We start from the raw sequence: 21904 nt of genomic DNA, 5'->3' as shown, positions 1-21904 counted from the left end.
CTAGGGCTTCAACTCTATGGTCAAGCCTCGCAGCGTGATGAAGACAAGATCATCAACGGCTATGAAGATAAGAGTCTGCAAAGCCTGACGGCACGTTTTAACCTGGCCGCCAGCGATAACCATGACGTTACCGCCGAGGCAGGCATTACCAGGCAGGATCGCCAATCTTTGATGGGGCGCTCAGCGCCTTCTGAAGGTTGCCGTGGCGGCTGCTCTGACAGCCTCAACAAATTTACCAATCGGCATATGGCGGTGACCCATAGCGGTCGTTTTGATTGGGGTACCAGCGAAACCTTCGTTCAGCGCGAAAATAGCCGCAACGACTCGCGAGATATTGAAATTACCAACACGACAGCCAAGACCAGTGGCGTCATTCCGCTTGGCGCGCACATGGTGACGGTGGGGGCCAGTTACGAGGAGGAGAAGCTGGAGGATGGCACTACCAACCAGATTTCCGACCTTACTACGCTTGATCAACGCCAGTGGGCTGTGTTTGTTGAAGACGAGTGGATGTTGACCGATAGCTGGTCGCTAACAGGCGGTATACGCCTTGATGAGTCAGATAAATACAGCAGTCATATAAGCCCACGACTTTACAGCGTCTGGAACATGACGCCTGATTGGACCCTGAAAGGGGGCGTGTCTACCGGGTATCGCTCGCCCAATATTCGTGAGACGGCGCCCGGCTGGGGGCAGGTTAGCCGCGGGGGCAACGTATATGGCAATCCGAATTTAAAACCGGAAACCTCGCTCAACAAAGAGCTGGCGCTTTATTATGGAAATGAAAATGGATTTAACGGTAGCTTGACGGTTTTCCATAACGACTTTGACGACAAGATCACCCGCATTGCATGCCCTGTTTCAATTTGTGATGCAGGCCCCAACGACTTTGGCAGTGATCCGACGTACCGTGTTAACGTCGATGAAGCAGTAACGCGCGGTGTAGAAGTTAGCTTGGCCGCACCGCTTAACGAATCGCTTGATTTAACCGGAAGCTACACGTTCACCGACTCCGAACAGAAGAGTGGTGAGTACGCCGGTAGCCCGCTGACGCAACTGCCCCGCCATCAAATTTCAGCATCGCTTGATTGGCAGGTGTCTGCTCGGTTAAGCCAGTGGACCAGAGCAACCTACCGGGGTAAGGAGAGCCAGCCGGTCACCGGGCCTTCCTCAAGCTCCACTATCGCGCCTTCTTACACCTTTGTAGATACAGGTCTTGGCTATCAACTGAATGCCAATACGCAGCTTAATGCCGGTATCTATAACCTGCTGGATGAAACGATTACTTACGATGAGTATGGCTATGTGGAAGACGGCCGCCGGGTGTGGTTAGGCTTGAGCGTGGATTTTTAATTCTTCAAGAGCACATTAACCAAGCGGCCACTTTTAAGTGGTCGCTTTTTTTATAGCGGTTATAAAAGAGAGCGCTATAAAAAAGCCCCGGCAAAGCCGAGGCGTAAAGAGAGCATTGAAACAGCAAGCAGAGCCGTTCAAGTAGGAAGCGATTAGAACTCGTAAGTAGCTGAGACCCAGAAATTACGGCCATCCAAGGCGACGCCGTCGGTGGAACGACCTGTCTGAGTGTAGTGATAGGCGATGTAGGTATCCCCTTCATACTCGTAGGTGTCGTGACCTGCGAAATCCTTGTCGAACAGGTTGTAAATGGCGCCCGTGAGGCGAACGTTATCGGAGAATAGGTAAGAGCTTTTCAGGTTGAACAGCGTGTAGCCGTTCAGGTTATTACCTAATTGGTCAACAAGTGCGGCGGAGGAGCCGGTTACATTGCCGCTAAAACGCTCCCGTGAAGAGTAGTACTCCCCTTCAAGCGTAGTGTTCCAGCGATCATTAATTGCCCAGTTAAGATCAGTGGTCAACTTATGCTTGGGTGCATTGGTAAGCGGTTGACCTTCATTCTCTCCGGAAGTGATTTCGGTGTCAGTGTAGGTATAGCCACCGCTGATCGCCCAGGCAGGAGCAATTTGGTAGCTGCTGGTCAGTTCAATACCACGAGTTTCCGCGCGGTCAATATTGATTGATTGGTCAAAGCTAGCCTGCTGAGTGAAATTCCCTACGCTTAAGCAGTTAGCGGCATTGGCGTAAGGCTGATTGCCATTATCGTCAATATATTGGCAGTTGGGCAGGCTGTCGCCATCAGCGATACGGTCGCGAAACTGGGTATAAAAGACAGTTGCCCCGGCAGAGAAGCCGCTAAGGTTGTCGTAGATCGCACCCACTTCATAGTTGGTACTTTTCTCGGGTCCAAGGTCTGGCGAGCCAAGACTGACGGATTGGCCTTGATTGCCAAAACCGTTAACACCATCGTGTAGCTGGTTCAGCGTGGGCGTTTTGTACCCTTGGCTAATACCCCCTTTAAGGGTTAACTGGTCAGTGGTATTCCACACTAAGTAACCGCGCGGGCTAAAGTGGCCACCGAACGCATCATGGTTTTCATAGCGACCGCCCAAGGTTAGCGCTAAGTCATCGGTTAGCAGCCACTCATCTTCGGCAAAAAATGACCAGCTTGACTGAGAAAATTTCTCGTTGCCTGCAGTGCCTTCTTTAAGTTCAGCATCAATATACTGAACGCCTACGGTCACCATGTGGTCATCCAGCGGTGCAATGAATTTGCTGTCGACCACAGTGTCACGGTTTTCCAGAAGACGTGGTTCGCCTCCTTGAGCTATATAGCCATAGTCAGGTGCGTTTCCGGCAGGCAGTGTACGCCCAAGTGTCTCCGTAAAATTATGCGTAACGCTACTCTCAAGGGTGCCTGCGGCGTAGTGGCCGGTATGCCCTACGGCAATTTGGTCGCGGTTAAAGCGCAGCTCATCTGAGTAGCCGAAAAACTCACCCGGTTGAGGTGTGGAACAGTCATTACGCTTTAAGCCATCCAGACTGCCCAAGCGACAATCTGAGTTGTCGTACACCTGGCGGGAGCGTTCGGCATCCAGCCAAAATTCGTTGGTATCATCGGGTGTCACGTTTAAGCGCCCGCCAATCGAGTAGATGCGCGCTTCCACAGGGCGAGGGTCGCGTCCTGCGCTGCCCTCTACCATGCGCTCGGAGCTATCGCGGTCAAACAAGCGCCCACGCAACTGCAGACCTAGCGTATCTTCAACCAGTGGGCCTGAAGTGTAGAGATTAATTGCTGAGTTGTTGCCCGCATCACGATCTTGCTGAAAGGTGTTCTCAAGCGTTACTGAGCCGGCCCATTCAGTACTAACGCGACGAGTAATTATATTGATAACCCCGCCCATGGCGTCCGACCCATAAAGAGTGGACATTGGGCCACGGATAACTTCAATACGCTCAATCGCTGAAAGGGGCGGCATAAAGCTGGTTGAGGTCTCGCCAAAGCCATTGGGTGTGACATTGCCCGAGGCGTTTTGGCGGCGTCCATCAATCAGGATCAGCGTATAAGCACTTGGCATGCCACGGATGGAAATATTGAAGCCACCTGTTTTGCCGGTTCCAGAGCGAATATCGACGCCTGGAATATCCTTGATAGCCTCGGCAATGTTGGAAAACTGGTTTTGCTCCAGCTCTTCCCGCGTTACCACTGAGATACTCGCAGGGGCACTATTTAGCGTTTGCTCATACCCGGAAGCGGTCACCACCATGTTATTAAGCTGAGTATTTTCCTGAGCATTGGCCGCGCCAGCGGTCAGCCCAAGAGCAACAGCGCTGGCTAAAGCATTACGAGTAAAGCGTGGCATAGCGATCCCCTTGGTTAATGGTTCGGTAATGATATTTATTATCAAATGAGGGTGGGATTCTAAAAAGAAAAATTCCCATGCGCGAGCCAATATCATGGAACAGTGCGTTGCTAAAATAGAAACGTAGGGAGGGCCAGTTTAGGAGCAGGGGTATTACACAAGCGGTTTTCTTTGTGTTGCGTAAAATGGAACGACGGGTTCTGTTTAATATAGATGCAAATGTTTTTGAGAATCGTTACTATTCGAACGAATGGTCTAAGAATAGAGGTTCACTATGCTGCGTTCGGTACTGCGTCTTGGCTTGGCCGGTGTGCTATTGAGTAGCTTGATTACCAATGCGCAAGCCCGAGAGCTGGATACTGCTTTTGGAGAAATTGAAGTGCCTGATGCGCCGGAGCGTGTTGTAACGCTATATGAAGGCGCGTTAGACGCATCGTTGGCCGCAGGTGTCATCCCGATAGGCGCCATTGCTTCGCGTGGCAGCAACGATGTCGCTGCTTATATTGGTGAACACACCGATGTAAGCGCGCTGGAAATGGTCGGTGTTACCCGCGAACTCAATATCGAAGCGGTGCTTCGTTTACAACCGGACCTGATTCTTGCAGCGCCCCAGCTTGCTGAAGAGCAGTACCAGTTGCTGTCACGTATTGCCCCCACGGTCGTTCCTAAAACAAGCGGTTTTTCTCGCGACGGCTGGAAAGCAGAAACGCAGCTGTTTGGCCAAGCGCTGGGTAAAGAAGCAGAAATTGGTGAAGCGCTTGAAAAGGTGGAGCAGCGTGCCGCAGAGCTTAACGAACGTTTGAGTGATGCCAGTGTCGGCGGCACCGCTTACCTGGTGCGGTGGATGCCTGCTGGCCCCATGGTCATGTCCTCTGAGCTGTTTTCAACCGGCGTACTTGCTTCGACAGGGCTGATAGTGGAAGACGAAGGCCTAGTTAGTGAGGGCAGTGCCCATAGTGATGTATTAAGCCTTGAAAACCTCTCACTGATTGACAGCGACTGGCTATTTCTTGCCACGCTAAATGAAGATGGCCAGCAAGCGTTGGAGGCTGCCGAACAGAGTAATGCCTTCACCCGTTTGAATGTTGTGCAACAAGAACACGTTGTGCCTGTGAATGGCCAGGTATGGAGCAGCGCCTCAGGGCCGCTGGCTGCCCAGGCCATCTTGAACGATATCGAACAAGCGCTCTTGCCTTAAGCGTCCTTACTATCAAGGTACGCCTGTGAAGGAACGAACATGTCAGTAAGTTCGCTAACGCAGCGCTTTGAACAACGAACGCTGCTGTTAAGCCTGCTCACCGCCCTAGTGGCGGTGAGCGTCGTTAGTTTGTTGGTGGGGGCTGGCAGCGTTTCGCCATTACAAGCGCTCTCTATGCTGTTGGGTAGCGAAGACAGTGACGCGCATTTTGTCGTATGGGAGCTGCGTGCACCACGCACCTTGATTGGCATTGCGGTGGGTATGGCGCTGGGTGTTTCGGGTGCGCTCTTGCAAGCCGTTGCGCGTAACCCGCTAGCGGAACCGGGGTTGCTGGGCGTCAGTGCGGGGGCGGCGTTTGCTGTTGCATTGGCGCTAGTGCTGGGTTCAAGTGCGGCCACCCTGCGTATTTCCGTCGCGCAGTTGGGTGCATTGATAGGCTGCCTCTGCGTATTGGGCGTAGCGCGTTGGCGCGGCGTGGGTAATGACCCAGTGCGCCTGGTGCTGGCCGGTGCTGCTTTCTCGGCGTTGCTGGGGGCGATGACCGCGCTACTGCTGCTGTTTGACCAGCGCTCTGCTGACGAAGTGCGCTTCTGGGTGATTGGCAGTTTGGCGGGCCGTCGTCTGGAAGATTTAATAGCCGTATTGCCTTCTATCGCCTTTTGCACGCTTTTGGTTGTGTTGATTGCGCGCCCTTTATCCGCATTAGCGCTCGGGGAGCGGATGGCTTCGGGGCTGGGGCATCATCCTCAGCTGATTCGTGCATTGGTCGTACTTTGCGTAGCGCTTTTGGTCGGGGCCGCAACGGCCATTGCCGGGCCTATTATTTTTGTCGGGCTGGTAGTGCCTTTTGTTGCTCGCGCGTTTGCCGGGCCAGATATCCGACGCACTCTATGGTTTTGTTTACCGATTGGCCCGTTAATCGTCGTCTCGGCCGATGTTATTTCCCGCTTGGTGGTCGCTCCCTCTGAACTACCGCTGGGTGTTCTTACGGCATTGTGCGGAGCGCCTGTGCTTATTGCTGTTGTACGCGCCCGCCGTTTACCCATGTTGTGAGTTTGTTATGACGCCTCGCTGGTTAAAAGCTGAATTCAAAAAACAGGGCGCCACGGCTGTGGTCGCGAGAACACCCGATATGGGCATGGTGCGTTATGAAGAAGAGCCGGTAGAGCCGCCAACGGGCTACTGGCGCTGGGGCGAGCGCCGAGGCGATGGCTACAGTATTCTGCTTGAGCAGCGAGCCGTTTGGGTTAACAGTGGGTTAGTGGTCACATTGCTGCTCGCCTGCATTACCTACCTTAGCCTTGGCACCGTCACCCTGGACCCGCGCGATGTAGTACAAGCACTGGCTGGGCAGGGCGATATGATGACCGGTTTTATGGTGCAGGAGTTACGCTTGCCGCGGCTTGTAGCCGCCTGTTTGACCGGAGGCGCCTTTGCGCTGGCGGGTATTTTGATGCAAACGCTGGCACGTAACCGCTTGGCCACGCCCGGTATTATTGGTATTGATAACGGTGCCACCGCCTTTGCGGTGGCCTCCGTTGTGGGGATGAGCGTATCGCTGGCGCCTTCCGCGATGGCCTTGACCGGCGCCGCCACGGCTGCCGTTATTACCTTTGGGCTTGCTGCTGGCAGCGGCACGCAAGGGTACCGGTTTATCGTTGCGGGGATTGGGGTAGGGGCCATCTTTGGGGCCATCACGCAACTGATGTTGGCGCGCGTGGCTATCGATACAGCCAATGCTGCTTATCCCTGGACTGTCGGTTCCCTCAATGCCCGTTCCGGCGGCTCAGTCCAACTGCTGGGAATTGGCTTAGCGCTGGGCTTTGTTGCTGCGCTGGTGCTGGCACGCTCACTCACGGTGTTGCGGTTTTCCGACGCTACGGCCAGCGGTTTGGGCATCAACACCACCGTGCGCCGTATCCAAATATTACTGCTATCGGTTGCTTTAACGGCCTTGGCCGTTGCGGTGGCGGGCCCCGTAGGCATGGTGGGGCTAATCGGCCCTGAAATTGCCCGTGCACTTTCCACTCCGCGCCATGTGCCGGTAGTCGCAGCTACGCTGGCAGGTGCGCTGGTGATGGTGTTAGCGGACCTTGCGGGACGAACGCTACTGTCGCCAATCGAACTGCCGGTTGGTATTGTCACCGCCATCATCGGCGGCCCTTGGCTTTTATGGATTTTGATGCGCCCGCAACGGAGTCACGCATGAACGATTTTCGAACCCCGCCCACACTAGCCACTCACGCATTAAGCATGGGTTATGGCACGCGGCGGGTGATCGATGGCCTGGAGGTGACACTGCCCAGTGCCAAAGTGACAGCCATTGTAGGGCCTAACGGATGTGGTAAATCGACACTGCTTGCGGGCCTGGCGCGTTTGCATAAGCCCGATGAAGGTAGCGTGTTGCTCAACGGTGAAGATATTCAACGCTTACCGTCTCGCCAACTCGCCACGCAGTTGGCGCTGCTGCCCCAGGAGGCTATCGCTCCAGAAGGGCTAACGGTAACGGAACTGATTCGTTTTGGGCGTCAGCCGCATCAGGGTTGGTTGCGGCAATGGTCGGCCGAAGACCAGCGGGTGGTACAACACGCGCTTTTAGCGGCAGGGCTTGAGGATTTAGCGGATCGCCCCATTGATGCGCTTTCGGGTGGGCAACGCCAGCGTGCGTGGATCGCTATGACCATCGCTCAACAAACGCCGCTTTTACTGCTGGATGAGCCGACTTCCGCGCTTGATTTAGGCCACCAGATCGAGGTGTTTGAACTGGTGCGCCACTTGGCTGGGCATGGTCGCACCGTGGTGATGGTACTGCATGATTTAGCCAGCGCTTGCCGCTACGCGGACCACTTGATCGCCATGTGTGATGGAAAAATTGTTGATCAGGGCGCGCCTGCGCATGTGGTCACGCCAGAGCTGGTGCGCAAGCTGTATCAGGTCGACTGCACGTTACTTTCCGACCCGGCGACCGGTAGCCCGTTACTGGCTAATGTGCGCCGGGCGACCGAGCCCGCTTAAAAAGATTATTCGCTAAAGGCTTAACGGTTAATCAGCAAGGCATTCAGCGTAATGGGCACGTTATCGTCAATCTGTTGATAGCCAAGCATGGATAGCAGAGTACGGACCGTGGTGTTTGCCATTAACGTCTTGCCATCCAGCGTCATTGGCTCTGCGTGAGTCACCCTCACTTGATTCAAGCCTTCGCGGGTAAAGCGCAAGGGCACCGACTCCTCCCGGTTCACCATTTCGTTTTGTACACGAAAGGTAATGGTCTCGACCAGTGACTCATTGATATCCAGTGCATCCAGCCGTTCCGGCGGCATCTGCCCAACCAGCGTGACCAGCGGAGTATTCGACAGCAGAGCGACCCACGGCGGTAGATCATTAAAGCGCGAAAGCAGATCGGTCTGGCTCAACTTGAGGGGCAGGCGCAGCGTGCCATCGGGCGAAATATCACCTTCTAAATTACGCACCTGATGATGATGCGTTTGAGGTGTCGCCCCGTTGAGCTGAGTAATCGCCGCCTCTACACGCGACTCACCAGGATCAAGCTGCCAATCGGCCTGAACCGGCACCGTTAGCAGCAACGGGAAAAGAGCAATCAAAGCTTTCAAGGCGCGTCTCCGCATAAAGAACTCCATCTCAAGACCCGCAATCCCGTAAAAAGTGCCATTCCCGTATGAAGATACATACGTAGGGGTAGCCTCGCCTCGCCACATTCGCTATTATATGCACGCTTTTCGGGCCTATAGCTCAGTTGGTCAGAGCAGGGGACTCATAATCCCTTGGTCGTAGGTTCAAGTCCTACTGGGCCCACCATTTTTCAAGCTCTTGGATAGCATCCGATCTCCTTTCTCGCTATCTGGTGTCCGTAGGTTACGTTTGCGAATATCAACTATTCGGATTCGCCGTCGTTTCTCTATCTCGCTCCGCTTCAAGTCCTTCCCGTTTTACGATTATTACATTGGCCTCGCTGGGTGCTCCTTTCTCGAACAGAGGGAGGGTCTGAGCGGATACGCATCACCGTGCCATTGTGAACGCTCGGGCCCGGTATCAGGCCCTGCGACGCAAACCTGACACTTTTTCTAAACGGCATTTAGCTCCGTACGGACGAACTCTCGGAAGACACGTACTCGCGCTGGTGCGTGCTGACCACTCAGGCTGATTGCATAGAGCTGGCCTTCCGATAAGCTCCAGTCCGCCAGCACCGGCGCCAGAGCGCCGGAGGCAACGTGTGCGGCGGCCACCAAGTCGGGAACAGGGCCGATCCCGGCACCTGCTATCGCCAAGCGCAATACGCTTGCATAGTCACTGGTACGAATGCTCGGACGGATCACCACCTCCTGTGTGCGGCCTCGGTGATCGGTCAGCACCAGTTGTGCGGCCCCTGTGAATTCACGTGAGATGACAAAATGTTGCTCGGCAAGCGCGGCGGGGGTATCCCCAGACCATCCGTTCGCCTTGAGATAGTCTGGGGCGGCATAAAGCCCCACGCGTAATGGGGCCACCGATGAGGCGCGATAAACCATGTCGGGTAGGTTCCCGTCTCGCGCTCTCAGGGCCAAGTCGATGCGGTTGGCGGCAAGGTCCAGCGGCGTGTCTGTCACCAGAAGTTCAATGGTAATCTGTGGATGGAGTGCCCGGAATTTCGCCACGATGGGTGGCATCAGCTCTATTCCGATATCCACCGGGGCTGTCACACGCAGATGCCCTTGGGGCACGTCTTGAGATTGACGTGCGCCTTCTGCGGCATCGTCCAGCCACGCCAGGGCTTCTCTCGCCTTGATATAAAAGGCGGTGCCTTCCTTCGTTGGAGAGACCGCCCGAGGGGTGCGTGCCAACAAGGCCGCCCCCAGCCGATGTTCCAGCCGTGATAGTCGGCGACTGATACTTCCCTTGGTCTCGCCCAGCTGTCTCGCCGCGGCCGAGACCGTTCCAAACTCCGCTACCGCGCAGAACGCGCGAATGTCTTCTAGCGCCCCACCGATAGTTTCCAATTCATCAACCATGGGTTCCTCTTTTGGTGTCTTACGCCTATATGGAAACTACTTCACACTATTCACATGGCCTAGTCAAAGTGCTTGGGTGATTGTCGATGCGGCCCAGCCGCCATCTAGTTTTTGGGAGAGCGTTATGCCAGGTCTTATCAACGGCCAATGGGTGAAGGGCGAGATTGCCGGCAGCGAGATCAAAGGCGGTGCCTTTGAGCGGGAACCTACTCGGTTTCGGCGTTGGCTCATGCCGCACAGCGAAGCAGAGGGGAAGGACAGCACTGCGCTGCCCGCCGAGCCGGGGCGCTATCAACTCTTCGTTGCTTATTGTTGCCCATGGGCTTCACGCACATTGATCTTGCGTAAGCTCAAGGGGTTAGAAGACCTGATTCCGCTCTCTATCGCCGATGCGGGGCTGGGAGAAGAGGGCTGGAGTTATGCTACCCCACAGGATGCCGGACCGCACCTGGGCGAGGTCCAGCGCCACCATCAGCTCTACACAGCGAGTGACTCCCTCTACACCGGCAAAGTGTCGGTACCGGTGCTATGGGATCGCTCTCAGGGGCAGATCGTCAACAACGAGTCGGCGGATATCATCCGTATTCTTAACAGCGCCTTCGATGAGATCACGGGCAACGACCTCGACTTCTACCCTGAACCGCTGCGCACCAGGATTGATGCCTGGAACGAGTTTATCTACCCGAGACTCAACAATGGCGTCTATCGCGCCGGTTTCGCCAAGGATCAGGCAGCCTATGACGCCGCTGTTAGCGAGGTGTTCCAGGCGCTTGATCGCGTTGAAGCGCACCTGGCCATGCATCGCTATCTAGCAGGCGCCTTCCTGACCGAGGCCGACTGGCGACTCTTCGTCACGCTGGTGCGTTTTGATGCGGCCTACCATGGTGCCTTCAAGTGCAACATTCGCCGCATCGAAGACTACCCGCACTTGGCGAACTATCTGCGCGAACTCTATCAATGGCCGGGGGTGAGCGAGACGGTCAACCTCGAGCATATCAAGATCGGTTACTACACTAATACTGCCCTCAACCCGGCGCTTGTCGTGCCACTGGGCCCTGAACTGGACCTTGAGCGAGCGCATGATCGAGATAATCTACCCGGGAAAGGGATATATAAACGCACAGGAGCGGCTGGATGAATAGCTTACTTCCCCCGATTGGCTTTGGTCTTGATGAGTTGGACGATCAACAGGTCGCCCAGTTGATCCCCGCTGCCTGGCAGGCAGGTTTTCGTGCCTTCGATACGGCCCAGCTTTACGGCAACGAGGCCGCGCTCGGCCGCACCCTGCGTGATATCGGTATGGATCGCGATGCGGTGTTCGTCACCACCAAGGTGATGAATAGCCATTTCTCTGAAGCGCGTTTTCTGCCTTCGATTCAGGAAAGCCTCGAAAGGCTTAAGCTGGATACGGTCGATCTGCTGCTGGTGCATTGGCCCGGTCACGGCATGCCGATTGAGCACCAGATTGAGCTATTGAATGAAGCCCGCGCACGTGGTTGGACGCGCCATATCGGCGTCAGCAACTATAACGCCACCCAGCTTGCCCGCGCGGTCGAGATAAGCGAGGCACCGATTGCCACAAACCAGGTCGAGATCCACCCCTATCTTGATCAGTCTACGCTTCGCCAGCAGGCGCATAAGCTTGGCGTGCCGCTGACCGGGTTCTTCGTGATGGCGATGGGAGCGGTGCCGCGTGATCCTGTGCTGACCCGGATCGGCGCGGCGCATGGCAAAAACGCGGCACAAGTGGTGCTGAGGTGGGCGCACCAGAAGGGCGACGTGCTTCTAACCCGTACCACCAAGCCCACGCGCATCGCGGAGAATATCGCCATCTTCGATTTTGCCCTGTCACCCGACGAGATGGCCGTGATCGATGGCTTGGCGCGTAGGGGCGGCCGCATCCTCAGTCCGGGCAATCTTGCCCCTACGTGGGATCAGTAACATCTTGCCTCATACAAAGACGAAATAAGGAGACAGTTCATGCAGATCGACTTGAAAGGAAAGCGCGCCATTGTCAGCGGGTCGACCGCCGGGATCGGCTTTGCCATTGCTGAGGGGCTGGTACGCGCTGGCGCCGAGGTGGTGGTCACGGGGCGTAAGCAGGATACCGTGGACAGGGCCGTCGAGAGCATCGGCAGGGCTGTGCCCGGGGCGCGCCTATCGGGCGTTGCCGCCGATCTTGCCACTGCCGAGGGTGCGCAGGCATTGATGGCCGCCATACCCGATGTGGATATCCTGATTAACAATCTGGGCATCTACGGTGGCTGCTCCTTTTTCGACATTGACGACGCCGCTTGGGAGGAAAGCTTTCAAGTGAATGTCATGAGCGGCGTGCGCTTGGCGCGGCACTATGCCAGAGGAATGCAAGAACGTGGCTGGGGTCGCATCCAGTTCATTTCCAGCGAATCGGCACTCAATATCCCTACAGAAATGGTGCACTACGGTGTCAGCAAAGCAGCTATGCAAGGCGTCTCCCGCGGGCTGGCCAAGGTGCTGGCCGGAAGCGGTGTGACCGTCAATACCATCCTGCCCGGCCCGACTCGCACGGAAGGGGCCATGACGATGCTTACAAAGCTCGCTGAAGAGCGTGGCGTCTCGGTCGATGAGGCGGAGACCCTGTTCCTTGACGAGAACCGCCCTTCGACGTTGCTCAAGCGGTTCGCGACGCCGGAGGAGGTGGCTAACCTCTGCGTCTACACCGCCTCGCCCCAGGCCAGCGCGACGACCGGAGCGGCGCTACGCGTCGAGGGCGGCATTGTCGAGAGCATTGCCTGATTAGCTGATCGGCGCCAAATAGCAAGCGGGCGGTCTGCCGGCTTGCTATTCGCATTACTTCCTTGTTGTTGCTAAGCGATAGAGATTTCGGTCACCAGAGATTTAAAGAGCGCTACAGCAGTGTCAGTAAGTTAAGTGCTTGCACTGGCTTATGGCGGCACAGGTCATCTGCTAGATCAAAAGCCATGTTTCAGATGCCAGATGGCTAATCTAACCTCCTTCCAACGCTTTTTGGCTAAGATAACTTGACATCGTGCGGTTATTGTAGTTGTGAGTGATGATCCGTATCATTCGTCTTTCCCGGCATGCCTACTATAAAAACACGTGCTCCTCTCCCCCATTCTGCCTGTCAGTGAGGTCTGTTTAACATGCGTCGTTCGCCTTTTTCCGTTACACCGTTGTCTGCCGCTATTCGCCGTGCGTTGGCTGTGTCGTTAGGGGGTACGCTGTGTGTTGTGCCTTTTGTTGCACTGGCGCAGGAAGAGGCCGTAAACATGGGGACCACCGTAGTGACGGCGACCGCGCTGAAGGTGGATACCCCGGACGTAGAGACGCCTCGCGCTATTTCAACCGTGAGTGCGGAGGAGCTTGAGGATCGCGGCGTCAATAAATATGACGAAACCTTCCAGTACCGCTCCGGTGTTGTGTCTCAGCCTTACGGCAATGACAACAATGCCGACTGGTTTTTTCTGCGTGGGTTTAGTGCGGAAGGCGCTACTTACCAGGATGGTTTGCGGCTCTTCCGTACAGGAGGCTATTTCTGGTGGATGAGTGAGCCCTTTGGCTTTGAACGTGTTGATCTTTTGAAAGGGCCTGCGTCAATTCTCTATGGCGAGGCGCCCCCTGGCGGTATGATCAACGGGATTAGTAAACGGCCTACCCGTGAACCGCAAGGAACGCTGCAGGTTGAAGCCGGTAACCATGATCATCGCCAGGTAGGGGTGGATGTGTCTGGCGCGGTGGGGCAGCGCGATGACGTGCGCTATCGCCTAGTGGGTCTCTATCGCGATGGCGAGGGCGAGCTCAACGGGAGTGAAAAAGAGCGCTATTACTTTGCGCCTAGCCTGGCGGTCGATGTTAGCGATGATACCACCGTCACCTTCCTTGCTAGCGTCCAGAAAGACCAGGGCGTGCCTACCACTGGGTTCTTTCCGGCACTGGGTACCCTCGAAGATTCTCCGTTTGGGAAAATTGATCCGGCGACCAATTTTGGTCAACCGGATTATGATCGGTTAGATCAGCGCCAGGTTGCGATTGGCTATGAGCTGGAACACCAGATAAACGATACCTGGGAGTTTCAGCAGAATGCCCGCTATACCCATTTGGATTTGGAACTGCGCAACGTTTACCCCAATTCGTATATAACGCCGCCACGTAGTATTTCCCGTGGGATTATTGACCGGGATGGCCAGTACGATGCGTTTAATATTGATAACCGACTCATCGCGCGTACTTATACCGAGAACACAGAGAATACGTTATTGGTTGGCGCGGGCTATCAAGAACTGAATTTAAACTACACCAACCGCGACAGTTTCCGCACCCTGGGTGATGGCTCTAGCTTCTTTACAAATATCGATACGGTGGATCTCTATAACCCCGATTACTCGGCGTTTACGGCGCCGGATACCGGTGACCCCACTGAGCATAATGTCGATCGCCGCCAGGTGGGGCTCTATGTTCAAAACCAACTGCGCATAGCCGATCAGTGGGTTCTGCTTGCTGGGGCGCGCTACGATAATGTCGATAGCAGCGACCATTTTAGCGATACCACGGGCAGCTCCAGCGAAGGGTACGATGACGAACACCTCTCTGTTACGGCCGGTGCGATGTACCTGGGCGAAAACGGAGTTTCCCCCTACGTGAGCTATAGCGAGTCGTTCACCCCGGTGGCGGGTATTGGGCCGGATGGCGCTAGTTATGAGCCATTAGAGGGTCGCCAGTTTGAGGCTGGGGTTAAAATTGCCCCACTGGACGTAGATGGTTATCTCACCATTGCCGCCTTTGATGTCGAAGAAAATAACACCCTGATCTCGACCAGTGCGCCTGTTCAGGAGCAGGTAGGTAAGCGCCGCTCGCAGGGGGTAGAGATCGAAGGCGTGGGCTATTTAACAGATGAGCTAAAGCTGATTGCGGCCTATACCTATACCGATGCCCGCTATGATGCGAATGATGCACTGCGGGATGAGCGTGTTCCCTTGGTGCCAAGGCACATGGCGTCAGCGTGGTTGGATTACGATATGAGCCGCACATTGGCTGGGCTTTCGGTAGGGGCGGGTGTGCGTTATATGGGGGAAACGGTACCCAGCGCGAATAGCGCTATTGAGCAAAATGTCCCTTCTACAACGCTCTATGATGCCATGGCGAGCTACCGCATTAACGACAGCTGGACTGCCCAGGTCAACGTCAACAACCTTACCGATGAAGAGTACGTCAGTGGCTGTGACTTTTACTGCTATTACGGAGCCTCGCGCAGCGTGGTGGGTAGCCTGAAATACAGCTGGTAGGTTGCTGCTGGTGAGTGGTTAACGTCAGTTGCTGATTTATTCAGCAACTGACGTGCATTGGTTAAAGCACGGAAGCGCTTACTTGCACCAGCCCAAACATGCCGACGCCTGCCGCCACCGGCCAACCCAGTGAACGCACGCGCAGCCATACCAGTAGGGTAATCAATAGCCCAATCGCGGTTGCGGTCCAGGAAGTCGTACTTGGGTTAACCGGTACAATAGAAACGCCCAGCACCGCTGCAATCATTAGCGGCCCTAAAATACCCAGCCACTGAGGCATGTTGTTGATGCCGCTATCACTGCCTAAGCGGCGCTGCATCCACAGAAAAGGGACGACGCGTATGAGTAGCGTACCTAATGCCGAGGCGATAACGGCTAACCAAAGCCCTGTACTCATAACGCACCTTTACTGGATTCAAGCTTAACCATATAGAAGCAGAGCGCGCCGCAGGCGGCAGCAAGCGGAATGGCGACGTTGGCCCAGCCATATAGCGTAAACAAGAGTGCAGATAATATGGCCCCGCTGAGTGCGAGCGACCAGCGTTTGTCGGTAAATCGCGGTGCTACCATGGTTAAAAACAGCGCGGGCAGGGCGAAAGGCATAATCTCACCCAGCAGCGGCCAGCGAGCGGTGAACGCCTCTCCTGCCGTCGCCCCTACGATAGTCCCTATGATCCAGGCGCCCCAGGCGAGGAGCGACGCTCCCAAAAACCAGCCGAAGCGCTCCGGTTTATCCAAGTGAGGAAGTCGCGTTAAGGCTAAAGCAAACACCTGGTCAGTAAGGCCGTGCATCAGCCAGGGCCAGTGACGGCTCTGAGGCAATAATGCGGCTAGATTAGGGCCATAAACCACATGGCGTACGTTGATTAATAGCGTCATGGCGACAACCAGCCAAAGCGGCGAACCCGCCGCGATCATACCGACAAAAAGAAACTGCGAGGCTCCGGCGTAGATCAGTAGTGAAATAGCGGCGGCCTCCCATGTGGTGAAGCCCGCTTGTGTCGCCACCAGGCCGAATGAGAGCGAGACCGGTATATAGCCGCCCAGCAATGGGATGGCTTCTCGTGCGCCTTTTAGCGCTGAGTGAGTTAATGCATGGCTCATGGTGTATCACCTTTTTCACCATAGGTGATGGTCAGGATCATGGTGGCTTCTGCCGCTTGGGTGCGATAAATGTGTGGTTTATCGGCAGGGAAGATCAGGCTTTCACCGGGGGTAAGCTGCGTGGTGTTACCTTCCGGTCCAGCTTCCAGCCAGCCGCTAATAAGGGTAAGGGATTCCTGCGTGCCCGGTGTATGCGCTTCAGCCCGGCGCCGCGTGTTGGGCGCGCAGCGCATCCAGTAGGCGTCCACGTGGGGGGCGTCTTTGCCTTGGTCAATGAGGCGTACCTGCACGCCGTCTTCGCCCAGCGGTACGGTAATCGGCGCGACGAGGGTGCCAAAGGGAGTGTTGAGTTGAACGGCCAGCCGCCAAATGGTGTCCAGCGTTGGGTTGCCGTTGCCTTGCTCAAGCCGACATAAATTGGATTTAGCCATGCCGGCGGCGTTCGCTAACTGAGAAAGCGAAAGGCCTTGTTGCTGGCGCAGCGACTGCAAATGCTGGCCCAGCGTATTAAGTGAAAGCTTATCCATACAGGGTGTCTCGTTGTTCCTTATAGAGAGCGTTCTATATAAGGAACGCTTGTTTGTCAACCTGAGCGCTACAAAAGCGCTTCGTCGCTTCTGAGCGATGCTAACCATAAGAAGCCAAATACCAAAACGGCCCGTTTTGAAGTCATGATCCAAAACGAGCCGTTGGTATTTATTGGCCTTCTCTTAACAGCGGGAATGTGGCTGTTAAAAGAAGGCTGAACGCTTGAAGCTTAGGCGCTGGTCTTTGCCTCTTTAGCTCGGCAAGCAGCCGCAGTAAACAGTACATCGGTTGAGGAGTTAAGCGCCGTCTCTGTGGAATCCTGTACCACGCTGATCACAAAGCCAATCGCAACCGCCTGCATGGCCACTTCGGTAGGAATGCCAAACAGGTTAGCGGCCATCGGGATCAGCATTAGCGAGCCGCCCGCCACGCCTGAAACGCCGCAAGCCGCCAGGGCGGATACGATGCACAGTAGTAGGGCGGTCGGGAAGTCGACGTTAATACCTAAGGTATGTGTCGTGGCCAGGGTAATGACAGTGATAGTGATGGCCGCGCCACACATGTTGATGGTGGCACCCAGCGGAATAGAGATGGAGTAGGTATCAGGGTCCAGCTTCAGGCGGCGGCAGAGCTCAAGGTTAATCGGGATGTTGGCAGCAGAACTACGCGTGAAGAAGGCGGTGATCGCGCTGCCACGCAGGCAGGCAAAGACCAGCGGGTAAGGGTTTTGACGGGTGGCGATGTACACCAGCAGCGGATTGCTTACCAGCGCGACAAACAGCATGCAGCCCACAATAACGGTTAGTAGCTGGGCATAATTAAGCAGCGCCTCGATGCCTGACTCGGCCAGCGTACCTGCCACCAGGCCAAAGATACCCAGTGGCGCAATGCGAATAACCAGCGCCACAATCCGTGAAACGGCGTCAGAAAGATCGCTAAGAGCAAGGCGCGTGGTTTCGCTGGCTTGGCGCAGCATTAAACCCAAACCGACGGCCCAGGCAAGAATAGCAATAAAATTACCTTCCATCAGCGCAGTAACAGGGTTAGCGACCGCATTCAGCAGTAGGTTTTGCAGTATCTGAAAAATATCTCCGGGCGGGTTGCCACTTACCTGTTCTGCGTTAAGCGACAGCTCCGTAGGAAACAAAAAGCTCGCGGCTACCGCAATCAGTGCCGCAATCAGCGTACCGACAATATACAGCACTAGCACCGAGCGAATATGTGTAGGCTGCCCCTGCCTATGCGCGGAAATGGCGGCTGCCACCAGAACAAAAACTAAAATAGGCGCAACGGCTTGAAGAGCGGAAATGAACAGCTGCCCCAGTAGCGCTACATCACCGGCAATTGCGGGTGCAAAGATTGCGAGCAGCGTACCTGCCACGATGCCAATTAAAATCTGCGGGATAAGGCCCAGCTGTAAAAGCGGGCGGAATAAGCCAGTGGTGGTTGCAATCATCGCGCGTCACTCTGGTAGTCGAATAGGGATGGGCATACGTAGACGCCTCCGGAAAGGGGCAGCATTCTACCACTTGGCGCTATCCTGCGGGATTTTCGTGAGCAAGTTTCTTTGGGAGGGTTTTAAGTAGAGCAGTCACTACGCTTGGCAGTGCTGGTATTGCTTTGTATGTCAGCCCAGTAAGTGCAAAAAGCTGGGAGAAAGGTGCGCTGAGAAACGATGTTTTAATGAACGGGGATACGCAGCGGGTAAGACTGACCGATTAAACGAATACTACCCTTGCCGCCGAATAAAAGTGGCAAGGGTAGGGCTGAAAAGCAGTACCTTGATAAGTAAATAATTAGGCAGCGACTATTGCCGGACGAGGTGTCTTGCTAGAAACCGCAGTTGGCGTCATCTCGGCAACGGCACTGGCTTTCATGCTGGCTAGCATGGCATAGCCTTTGTCAGTTAGCTCAATCACGTCGGGGGAGGAGCCCCATTTTAAAAGCATTTCGTCTAGCTGATGCTCCGCTGTTTCAAACTGGCTACAGTGGCAGAGCAGCTTGGCGATGGTGTAATCACATTCCGGGGTGTCGAACATTTCATCCTTGATTTCTTGAATCGCAAGTTGAAGACCAGCTTGGGAAATCTCTGCTAGATGGATATGTTGCATGCCACTACTCCTTGTGAATGCTGAGTTTATTTGTACGTAAATTGTACTCTTCAAGACTAATATAGGTTTCCTTCAGAAGCAAACCCCTTAAAGGTGTTATTTGCCTCTTCTCGCTCTTACGCTTTCGCCCAATAAAAATCCCGCTCCGATGAGTAGAGGGAGCTCGCTGTTTCCCTTACCGCTATTACAAAGGTAGCGTAGCGATCAATGTGACTACGCAGCCTGATAAAAAAGCCAGTAAAGCACGTTTTATCATTTCTTCTTCTTGGCTTTTTTATTCCTATATAGCTGTTATATAAGATGTTTTTTAAGGTAGTTACGGCTGTCTGGTTTTGCTCCATTGAAAAGATGTTGACGTTTCATCCTGGCTCCCATCGCGTTGCGATTAGTCACCCCTGATCCCCACTAATCCAAAGCCCGTACCCTTGGGCCATTTCACAACGTTTTTTTAAAGAATCGTTTCTGAAAGACCGCTTCAGGTTTCAGCATAGACCACGATAGGTAAAAAGCGACTTAATAAAAGCTATACAAAACGTTAATTTTTTTGCCATCAATATGTCACCAAGGAAAAGCCTGTGTTGATGGGTGACGCTTGAAAACCAGAGGGTTTTTCCAGATTCGCGACTGGCAGCACGCAGCGATAGACATTTTTGGCAATAACCAGGGTGCCTGCTGGCTCAGGTTATACGACTAACGTTGTTAGACTTTGGTTGTAATTGTGGGCGTTTTACTGGACTAATGTCCTATTGCAGTTAATAAAGGGCGCCACGAAATCGTTGAGCCCTTCTCAGCCTGGGTAAGTTGCTCACTATCAATCTACTTTTTGTTCACCTGACAGCGGTGTTTTTATAATGCGCAGAGTTGCCATGATGACCGTGTGGGACCAGCTATGGTATTCCCACGATCAAGCCAAGAAACTGCTGATGTGTGCGTTACCCTCAACGCATGCTCCCAGCACCTCACGTCCTTCCGCCGCATCCGGTGGTGGAGAGTCTCAGGGCAGTGGGCCATATCCACGCCCACCTGCTTACAATAAGCCCCAAACAGTAGGGCTTGTACTTGGGCCGCTGCTGTTTGCTTTGGTTGCGCTGTTTTTTCATCCTGCTGATTTAAGTTTTGAAGGCCGCATGGTCTTGGCTACTACGTTGTGGGTCGCTGTTTGGTGGATTACTGAGGCTATCCCTATCCCGGCAACGTCGTTATTGCCCATTATATTGCTGCCTATTACAGGCGCATTGGATGGAAGTACGGTCACGGCTGCTTACGGAAATCCTATTATTTTCCTTTTCCTGGGCGGGTTTATGATCGCACTGGCCATGGAAAAGTGGGACCTGCACAAGCGTATCGCACTGACGATTATTTCCGTGTTGGGCACCAGTATTAACAGCATCGTGTTTGGCTTTATGGCGGCCACTGGGTTTCTTTCCATGTGGGTGTCGAATACCGCCGCGGTCATGATGATGCTGCCGATCGGCACCGCGATCGTCTACCAGGTGAGCCAGGAGCTGGGTAAAAACGGGGGCGAGGTTGATAGCAAGGAAATTGACAAGTTTAGTAAAGCACTAATTTTCGGTGTCGGTTACGGCGGCACTATTGGTGGGTTAGGCACGTTGATTGGTACACCGCCGAACATCATTTTAGCGGCGGTCGTGAATCAACTTTTTGGTGTGGAAATTTCCTTTGCCAACTGGTTAATGTTTGCTTTCCCGGTGGTTCTCGTGCTGCTGGTGCTGGGTTGGCTGATGCTTACCTACCTGATTTATCCGATTAGTTTTCGTAACCTTCCCGGCGGTAAGGAACTCATCCAGAAAGAAAAGGAAGCGCTAGGCAAGATCTCATTTGAAGAGAAAGCCGTTCTGGGGGTGTTCATTTTTGCAGCGTTTTTCTGGATTACTCGCTCTTTCTTGTGGCAAGGCCAGATTATTAATATTCCAGGCATCAGTGATGCCATGATAGCGATCAGTGCTGCGATATTACTGTTCCTGCTTCCCTCTAAAAACAAAGGCGGCTGTCTGCTCAACTGGGATATCGCGCGGGACGTACCGTGGGGTATTTTACTGCTATTTGGAGGCGGCTTGGCCATTGCAGCAGGGTTCGGCTCCTCAGGTCTGGCGGGCTGGATTGGCAACCAGATGAGCGTGCTCCAAGGAATGAATTTCATTCTGGTCATTCTACTGGCGACCGGAATAGTGCTGTTTCTTACGGAAATTACCTCCAATACAGCAACGGCAACCATGATTTTACCGGTACTGGCATCGCTGGCGCTGGCGCTAAATATTCACCCGTTTGCTTTGATGGTACCTGCTGCCATGGCGGCCAACTGTGCCTTTATGTTGCCGGTAGGGACGCCGCCCAACGCGATTATCTTCGCAACCGGCAAAATCAAGATCACCGAAATGGTACGTAACGGTTTCGGCCTGAATATTATCTCCATGCTCCTGATTACGGCGTCTGTATACTTCCTTTTACCGATGCTATGGGGGGTTGATTTGACGGTCTATCCCGAAGCTTTCCGTCACTAAAGCGCTCTTTTAATCGTTTTTGATCAAAGCCCTTATCCATCGGTAAGGGCTTTTTTTTTATGTACATAGTTTTTATGCACATCGTTCGTATCTGTTTCTTTATGATACAAATTTCCCTTTCAAAAGTGGTTAAAAGATTAAGAAAGGGCAGCCTGCGTAAATTGAACTTTTACGCTTAAGTTAAGCGACTTTTCGTACACACTCTGGGCGATCAGAGGAGAAAGTGATGACGCTATTATTGTTGAAAGCTATTGTTGGAAAAGACAGCTTGATACTTTAGCAAAAGAGCGCGACGGTTATTGGGTTGACACTAAACCTGTCAGGATGAAGAATCGATTCATAAATGATAAGTGCATGTTGGGAATGTAAGGGAAAGAGGCCGCCTGAAACTATTACGTCCCATAACGATGTGTCTCAGACGTCTCGGCTTTATAAAA

The 21904-nt window shown here is 54.1% G+C and carries 18 protein-coding genes and 1 tRNA gene; 11 read left to right on the top strand and 8 right to left on the bottom strand.

Annotated features, from left to right (window positions below; genetic code table 11):
• Positions 1–1353: TonB-dependent receptor domain-containing protein (locus ACT3RQ_RS11995; protein ID WP_444680560.1), on the top strand; the 1353-nt coding region annotated here is incomplete at its 5' end.
• Between the two features lie 152 nt (positions 1354–1505).
• Here ACT3RQ_RS11995 and ACT3RQ_RS11990 read toward each other — a convergent pair.
• Positions 1506–3716: a TonB-dependent receptor domain-containing protein gene (locus ACT3RQ_RS11990; RefSeq protein WP_444680559.1), complete on the bottom strand. Its 2211-nt coding sequence runs from the start codon at positions 3714–3716 to the stop codon at positions 1506–1508.
• Between the two features lie 274 nt (positions 3717–3990).
• Between ACT3RQ_RS11990 and ACT3RQ_RS11985 the strand changes: the two genes are divergently transcribed.
• From ACT3RQ_RS11985 to ACT3RQ_RS11970, 4 genes are read left to right on the top strand one after another with little or no spacing between them, the layout of a single operon-like run.
• Positions 3991–4914 carry an ABC transporter substrate-binding protein gene (locus tag ACT3RQ_RS11985; RefSeq protein ID WP_444680558.1) on the top strand — a complete coding sequence of 308 codons (924 nt, stop codon included), beginning with the start codon at positions 3991–3993 and terminating at the stop codon, positions 4912–4914.
• A gap of 39 nt (positions 4915–4953) precedes the next feature.
• Positions 4954–5967 (top strand): FecCD family ABC transporter permease, encoded by a 1014-nt coding sequence (locus ACT3RQ_RS11980; RefSeq protein WP_172117541.1) that lies wholly within the window; start codon positions 4954–4956, stop codon positions 5965–5967.
• Positions 5968–5974: 7 nt separating this feature from the next.
• Positions 5975–7123 (top strand): FecCD family ABC transporter permease, encoded by a 1149-nt coding sequence (locus tag ACT3RQ_RS11975; protein WP_444680557.1) that lies wholly within the window; start codon positions 5975–5977, stop codon positions 7121–7123.
• Positions 7120–7929: an ABC transporter ATP-binding protein gene (locus ACT3RQ_RS11970; protein ID WP_444680556.1), complete on the top strand. Its 810-nt coding sequence runs from the start codon at positions 7120–7122 to the stop codon at positions 7927–7929. Before ACT3RQ_RS11975 ends, ACT3RQ_RS11970 begins: the two co-directional genes overlap by 4 nt.
• Before the next feature lie 20 nt (positions 7930–7949).
• On the opposite strand, the gene ACT3RQ_RS11965 is transcribed toward ACT3RQ_RS11970, so the two are convergent.
• Positions 7950–8540 carry a hypothetical protein gene (locus tag ACT3RQ_RS11965; RefSeq protein ID WP_444680555.1) on the bottom strand — a complete coding sequence of 197 codons (591 nt, stop codon included), beginning with the start codon at positions 8538–8540 and terminating at the stop codon, positions 7950–7952.
• A 113-nt stretch (positions 8541–8653) separates the two neighbouring features.
• On the opposite strand from ACT3RQ_RS11965, the gene ACT3RQ_RS11960 reads away from it, so the two are divergent.
• A tRNA-Ile gene (locus tag ACT3RQ_RS11960) sits at positions 8654–8730 on the top strand.
• Between the two features lie 266 nt (positions 8731–8996).
• Here the strand turns inward: ACT3RQ_RS11960 and ACT3RQ_RS11955 are convergent.
• Positions 8997–9920, bottom strand: a complete 924-nt coding sequence (locus ACT3RQ_RS11955; RefSeq protein ID WP_444680554.1) for a LysR family transcriptional regulator — start codon at positions 9918–9920, stop codon at positions 8997–8999.
• Positions 9921–10044: 124 nt separating this feature from the next.
• Here ACT3RQ_RS11955 and ACT3RQ_RS11950 point away from each other — a divergent pair, with 124 nt between their 5' ends.
• From ACT3RQ_RS11950 to ACT3RQ_RS11935, 4 genes are all read left to right on the top strand, one after another.
• Complete coding sequence (locus ACT3RQ_RS11950) at positions 10045–11058, top strand: glutathione S-transferase family protein (RefSeq protein WP_444680553.1); 1014 nt, start codon at positions 10045–10047, stop codon at positions 11056–11058.
• Positions 11055–11861, top strand: coding sequence for an aldo/keto reductase (locus ACT3RQ_RS11945; RefSeq protein ID WP_444680552.1), 807 nt, complete (start codon positions 11055–11057; stop codon positions 11859–11861). The genes ACT3RQ_RS11950 and ACT3RQ_RS11945 overlap by 4 nt, the downstream gene beginning before the upstream one ends.
• A gap of 39 nt (positions 11862–11900) precedes the next feature.
• Positions 11901–12695, top strand: coding sequence for an SDR family NAD(P)-dependent oxidoreductase (locus ACT3RQ_RS11940; RefSeq protein ID WP_444680551.1), 795 nt, complete (start codon positions 11901–11903; stop codon positions 12693–12695).
• Between the two features lie 368 nt (positions 12696–13063).
• Positions 13064–15202, top strand: coding sequence for a TonB-dependent siderophore receptor (locus ACT3RQ_RS11935; RefSeq protein ID WP_444680550.1), 2139 nt, complete (start codon positions 13064–13066; stop codon positions 15200–15202).
• A 61-nt stretch (positions 15203–15263) separates the two neighbouring features.
• Here ACT3RQ_RS11935 and ACT3RQ_RS11930 read toward each other — a convergent pair whose 3' ends face one another.
• From ACT3RQ_RS11930 to ACT3RQ_RS11910, 5 genes are all read right to left on the bottom strand, one after another.
• A complete protein-coding gene (locus ACT3RQ_RS11930; protein WP_444680549.1) occupies positions 15264–15599 on the bottom strand; it encodes an AzlD domain-containing protein in 336 nt (111 codons plus the stop codon).
• Positions 15596–16306, bottom strand: a complete 711-nt coding sequence (locus ACT3RQ_RS11925; RefSeq protein WP_172118981.1) for an AzlC family ABC transporter permease — start codon at positions 16304–16306, stop codon at positions 15596–15598. The genes ACT3RQ_RS11930 and ACT3RQ_RS11925 overlap by 4 nt, the downstream gene beginning before the upstream one ends.
• Positions 16303–16833, bottom strand: coding sequence for a helix-turn-helix domain-containing protein (locus ACT3RQ_RS11920; RefSeq protein WP_444680548.1), 531 nt, complete (start codon positions 16831–16833; stop codon positions 16303–16305). The genes ACT3RQ_RS11925 and ACT3RQ_RS11920 overlap by 4 nt, the downstream gene beginning before the upstream one ends.
• Before the next feature lie 230 nt (positions 16834–17063).
• Positions 17064–18290, bottom strand: a complete 1227-nt coding sequence (sstT, locus tag ACT3RQ_RS11915; RefSeq protein WP_444638958.1) for a serine/threonine transporter SstT — start codon at positions 18288–18290, stop codon at positions 17064–17066.
• Positions 18291–18630: 340 nt separating this feature from the next.
• A complete protein-coding gene (locus ACT3RQ_RS11910; RefSeq protein WP_444680547.1) occupies positions 18631–18945 on the bottom strand; it encodes a hypothetical protein in 315 nt (104 codons plus the stop codon).
• An 869-nt stretch (positions 18946–19814) separates the two neighbouring features.
• Between ACT3RQ_RS11910 and ACT3RQ_RS11905 the strand changes: the two genes are divergently transcribed.
• Positions 19815–21467 (top strand): SLC13 family permease, encoded by a 1653-nt coding sequence (locus ACT3RQ_RS11905; RefSeq protein WP_444680564.1) that lies wholly within the window; start codon positions 19815–19817, stop codon positions 21465–21467.
• Positions 21468–21904 lie beyond the last annotated feature (437 nt).

It is taken from the genome of Halomonas sp. AOP43-D1-4, from assembly GCF_052446175.1.
Classification (GTDB): Bacteria; Pseudomonadota; Gammaproteobacteria; order Pseudomonadales; family Halomonadaceae; genus Vreelandella; species Vreelandella citrativorans.
Note: the sequence above shows the minus strand (reverse complement) of the source record. Positions and strands in the feature narration are given on the sequence as shown.

Bases quoted from the DNA above. Each gene is read 5' to 3' on its own strand.
- ACT3RQ_RS11985 (WP_444680558.1), top strand. From the start codon at position 3,991: ATGCTGCGTTCGGTACTGCGTCTTGGCTTGGCCGGTGTGCTATTGAGT.
- ACT3RQ_RS11945 (WP_444680552.1), top strand. From the start codon at position 11,055: ATGAATAGCTTACTTCCCCCGATTGGCTTTGGTCTTGATGAGTTGGAC.
- ACT3RQ_RS11910 (WP_444680547.1), bottom strand. From the start codon at position 18,945: ATGCAACATATCCATCTAGCAGAGATTTCCCAAGCTGGTCTTCAACTT.
- sstT (WP_444638958.1), bottom strand. From the start codon at position 18,290: ATGATTGCAACCACCACTGGCTTATTCCGCCCGCTTTTACAGCTGGGC.
- ACT3RQ_RS11955 (WP_444680554.1), bottom strand. From the start codon at position 9,920: ATGGTTGATGAATTGGAAACTATCGGTGGGGCGCTAGAAGACATTCGC.
- ACT3RQ_RS11930 (WP_444680549.1), bottom strand. From the start codon at position 15,599: ATGAGTACAGGGCTTTGGTTAGCCGTTATCGCCTCGGCATTAGGTACG.
- ACT3RQ_RS11950 (WP_444680553.1), top strand. From the start codon at position 10,045: ATGCCAGGTCTTATCAACGGCCAATGGGTGAAGGGCGAGATTGCCGGC.
- ACT3RQ_RS11965 (WP_444680555.1), bottom strand. From the start codon at position 8,540: ATGCGGAGACGCGCCTTGAAAGCTTTGATTGCTCTTTTCCCGTTGCTG.
- ACT3RQ_RS11990 (WP_444680559.1), bottom strand. From the start codon at position 3,716: ATGCCACGCTTTACTCGTAATGCTTTAGCCAGCGCTGTTGCTCTTGGG.
- ACT3RQ_RS11925 (WP_172118981.1), bottom strand. From the start codon at position 16,306: ATGAGCCATGCATTAACTCACTCAGCGCTAAAAGGCGCACGAGAAGCC.
- ACT3RQ_RS11935 (WP_444680550.1), top strand. From the start codon at position 13,064: ATGCGTCGTTCGCCTTTTTCCGTTACACCGTTGTCTGCCGCTATTCGC.
- ACT3RQ_RS11905 (WP_444680564.1), top strand. From the start codon at position 19,815: ATGACCGTGTGGGACCAGCTATGGTATTCCCACGATCAAGCCAAGAAA.
- ACT3RQ_RS11920 (WP_444680548.1), bottom strand. From the start codon at position 16,833: ATGGATAAGCTTTCACTTAATACGCTGGGCCAGCATTTGCAGTCGCTG.
- ACT3RQ_RS11980 (WP_172117541.1), top strand. From the start codon at position 4,954: ATGTCAGTAAGTTCGCTAACGCAGCGCTTTGAACAACGAACGCTGCTG.
- ACT3RQ_RS11940 (WP_444680551.1), top strand. From the start codon at position 11,901: ATGCAGATCGACTTGAAAGGAAAGCGCGCCATTGTCAGCGGGTCGACC.
- ACT3RQ_RS11975 (WP_444680557.1), top strand. From the start codon at position 5,975: ATGACGCCTCGCTGGTTAAAAGCTGAATTCAAAAAACAGGGCGCCACG.
- ACT3RQ_RS11970 (WP_444680556.1), top strand. From the start codon at position 7,120: ATGAACGATTTTCGAACCCCGCCCACACTAGCCACTCACGCATTAAGC.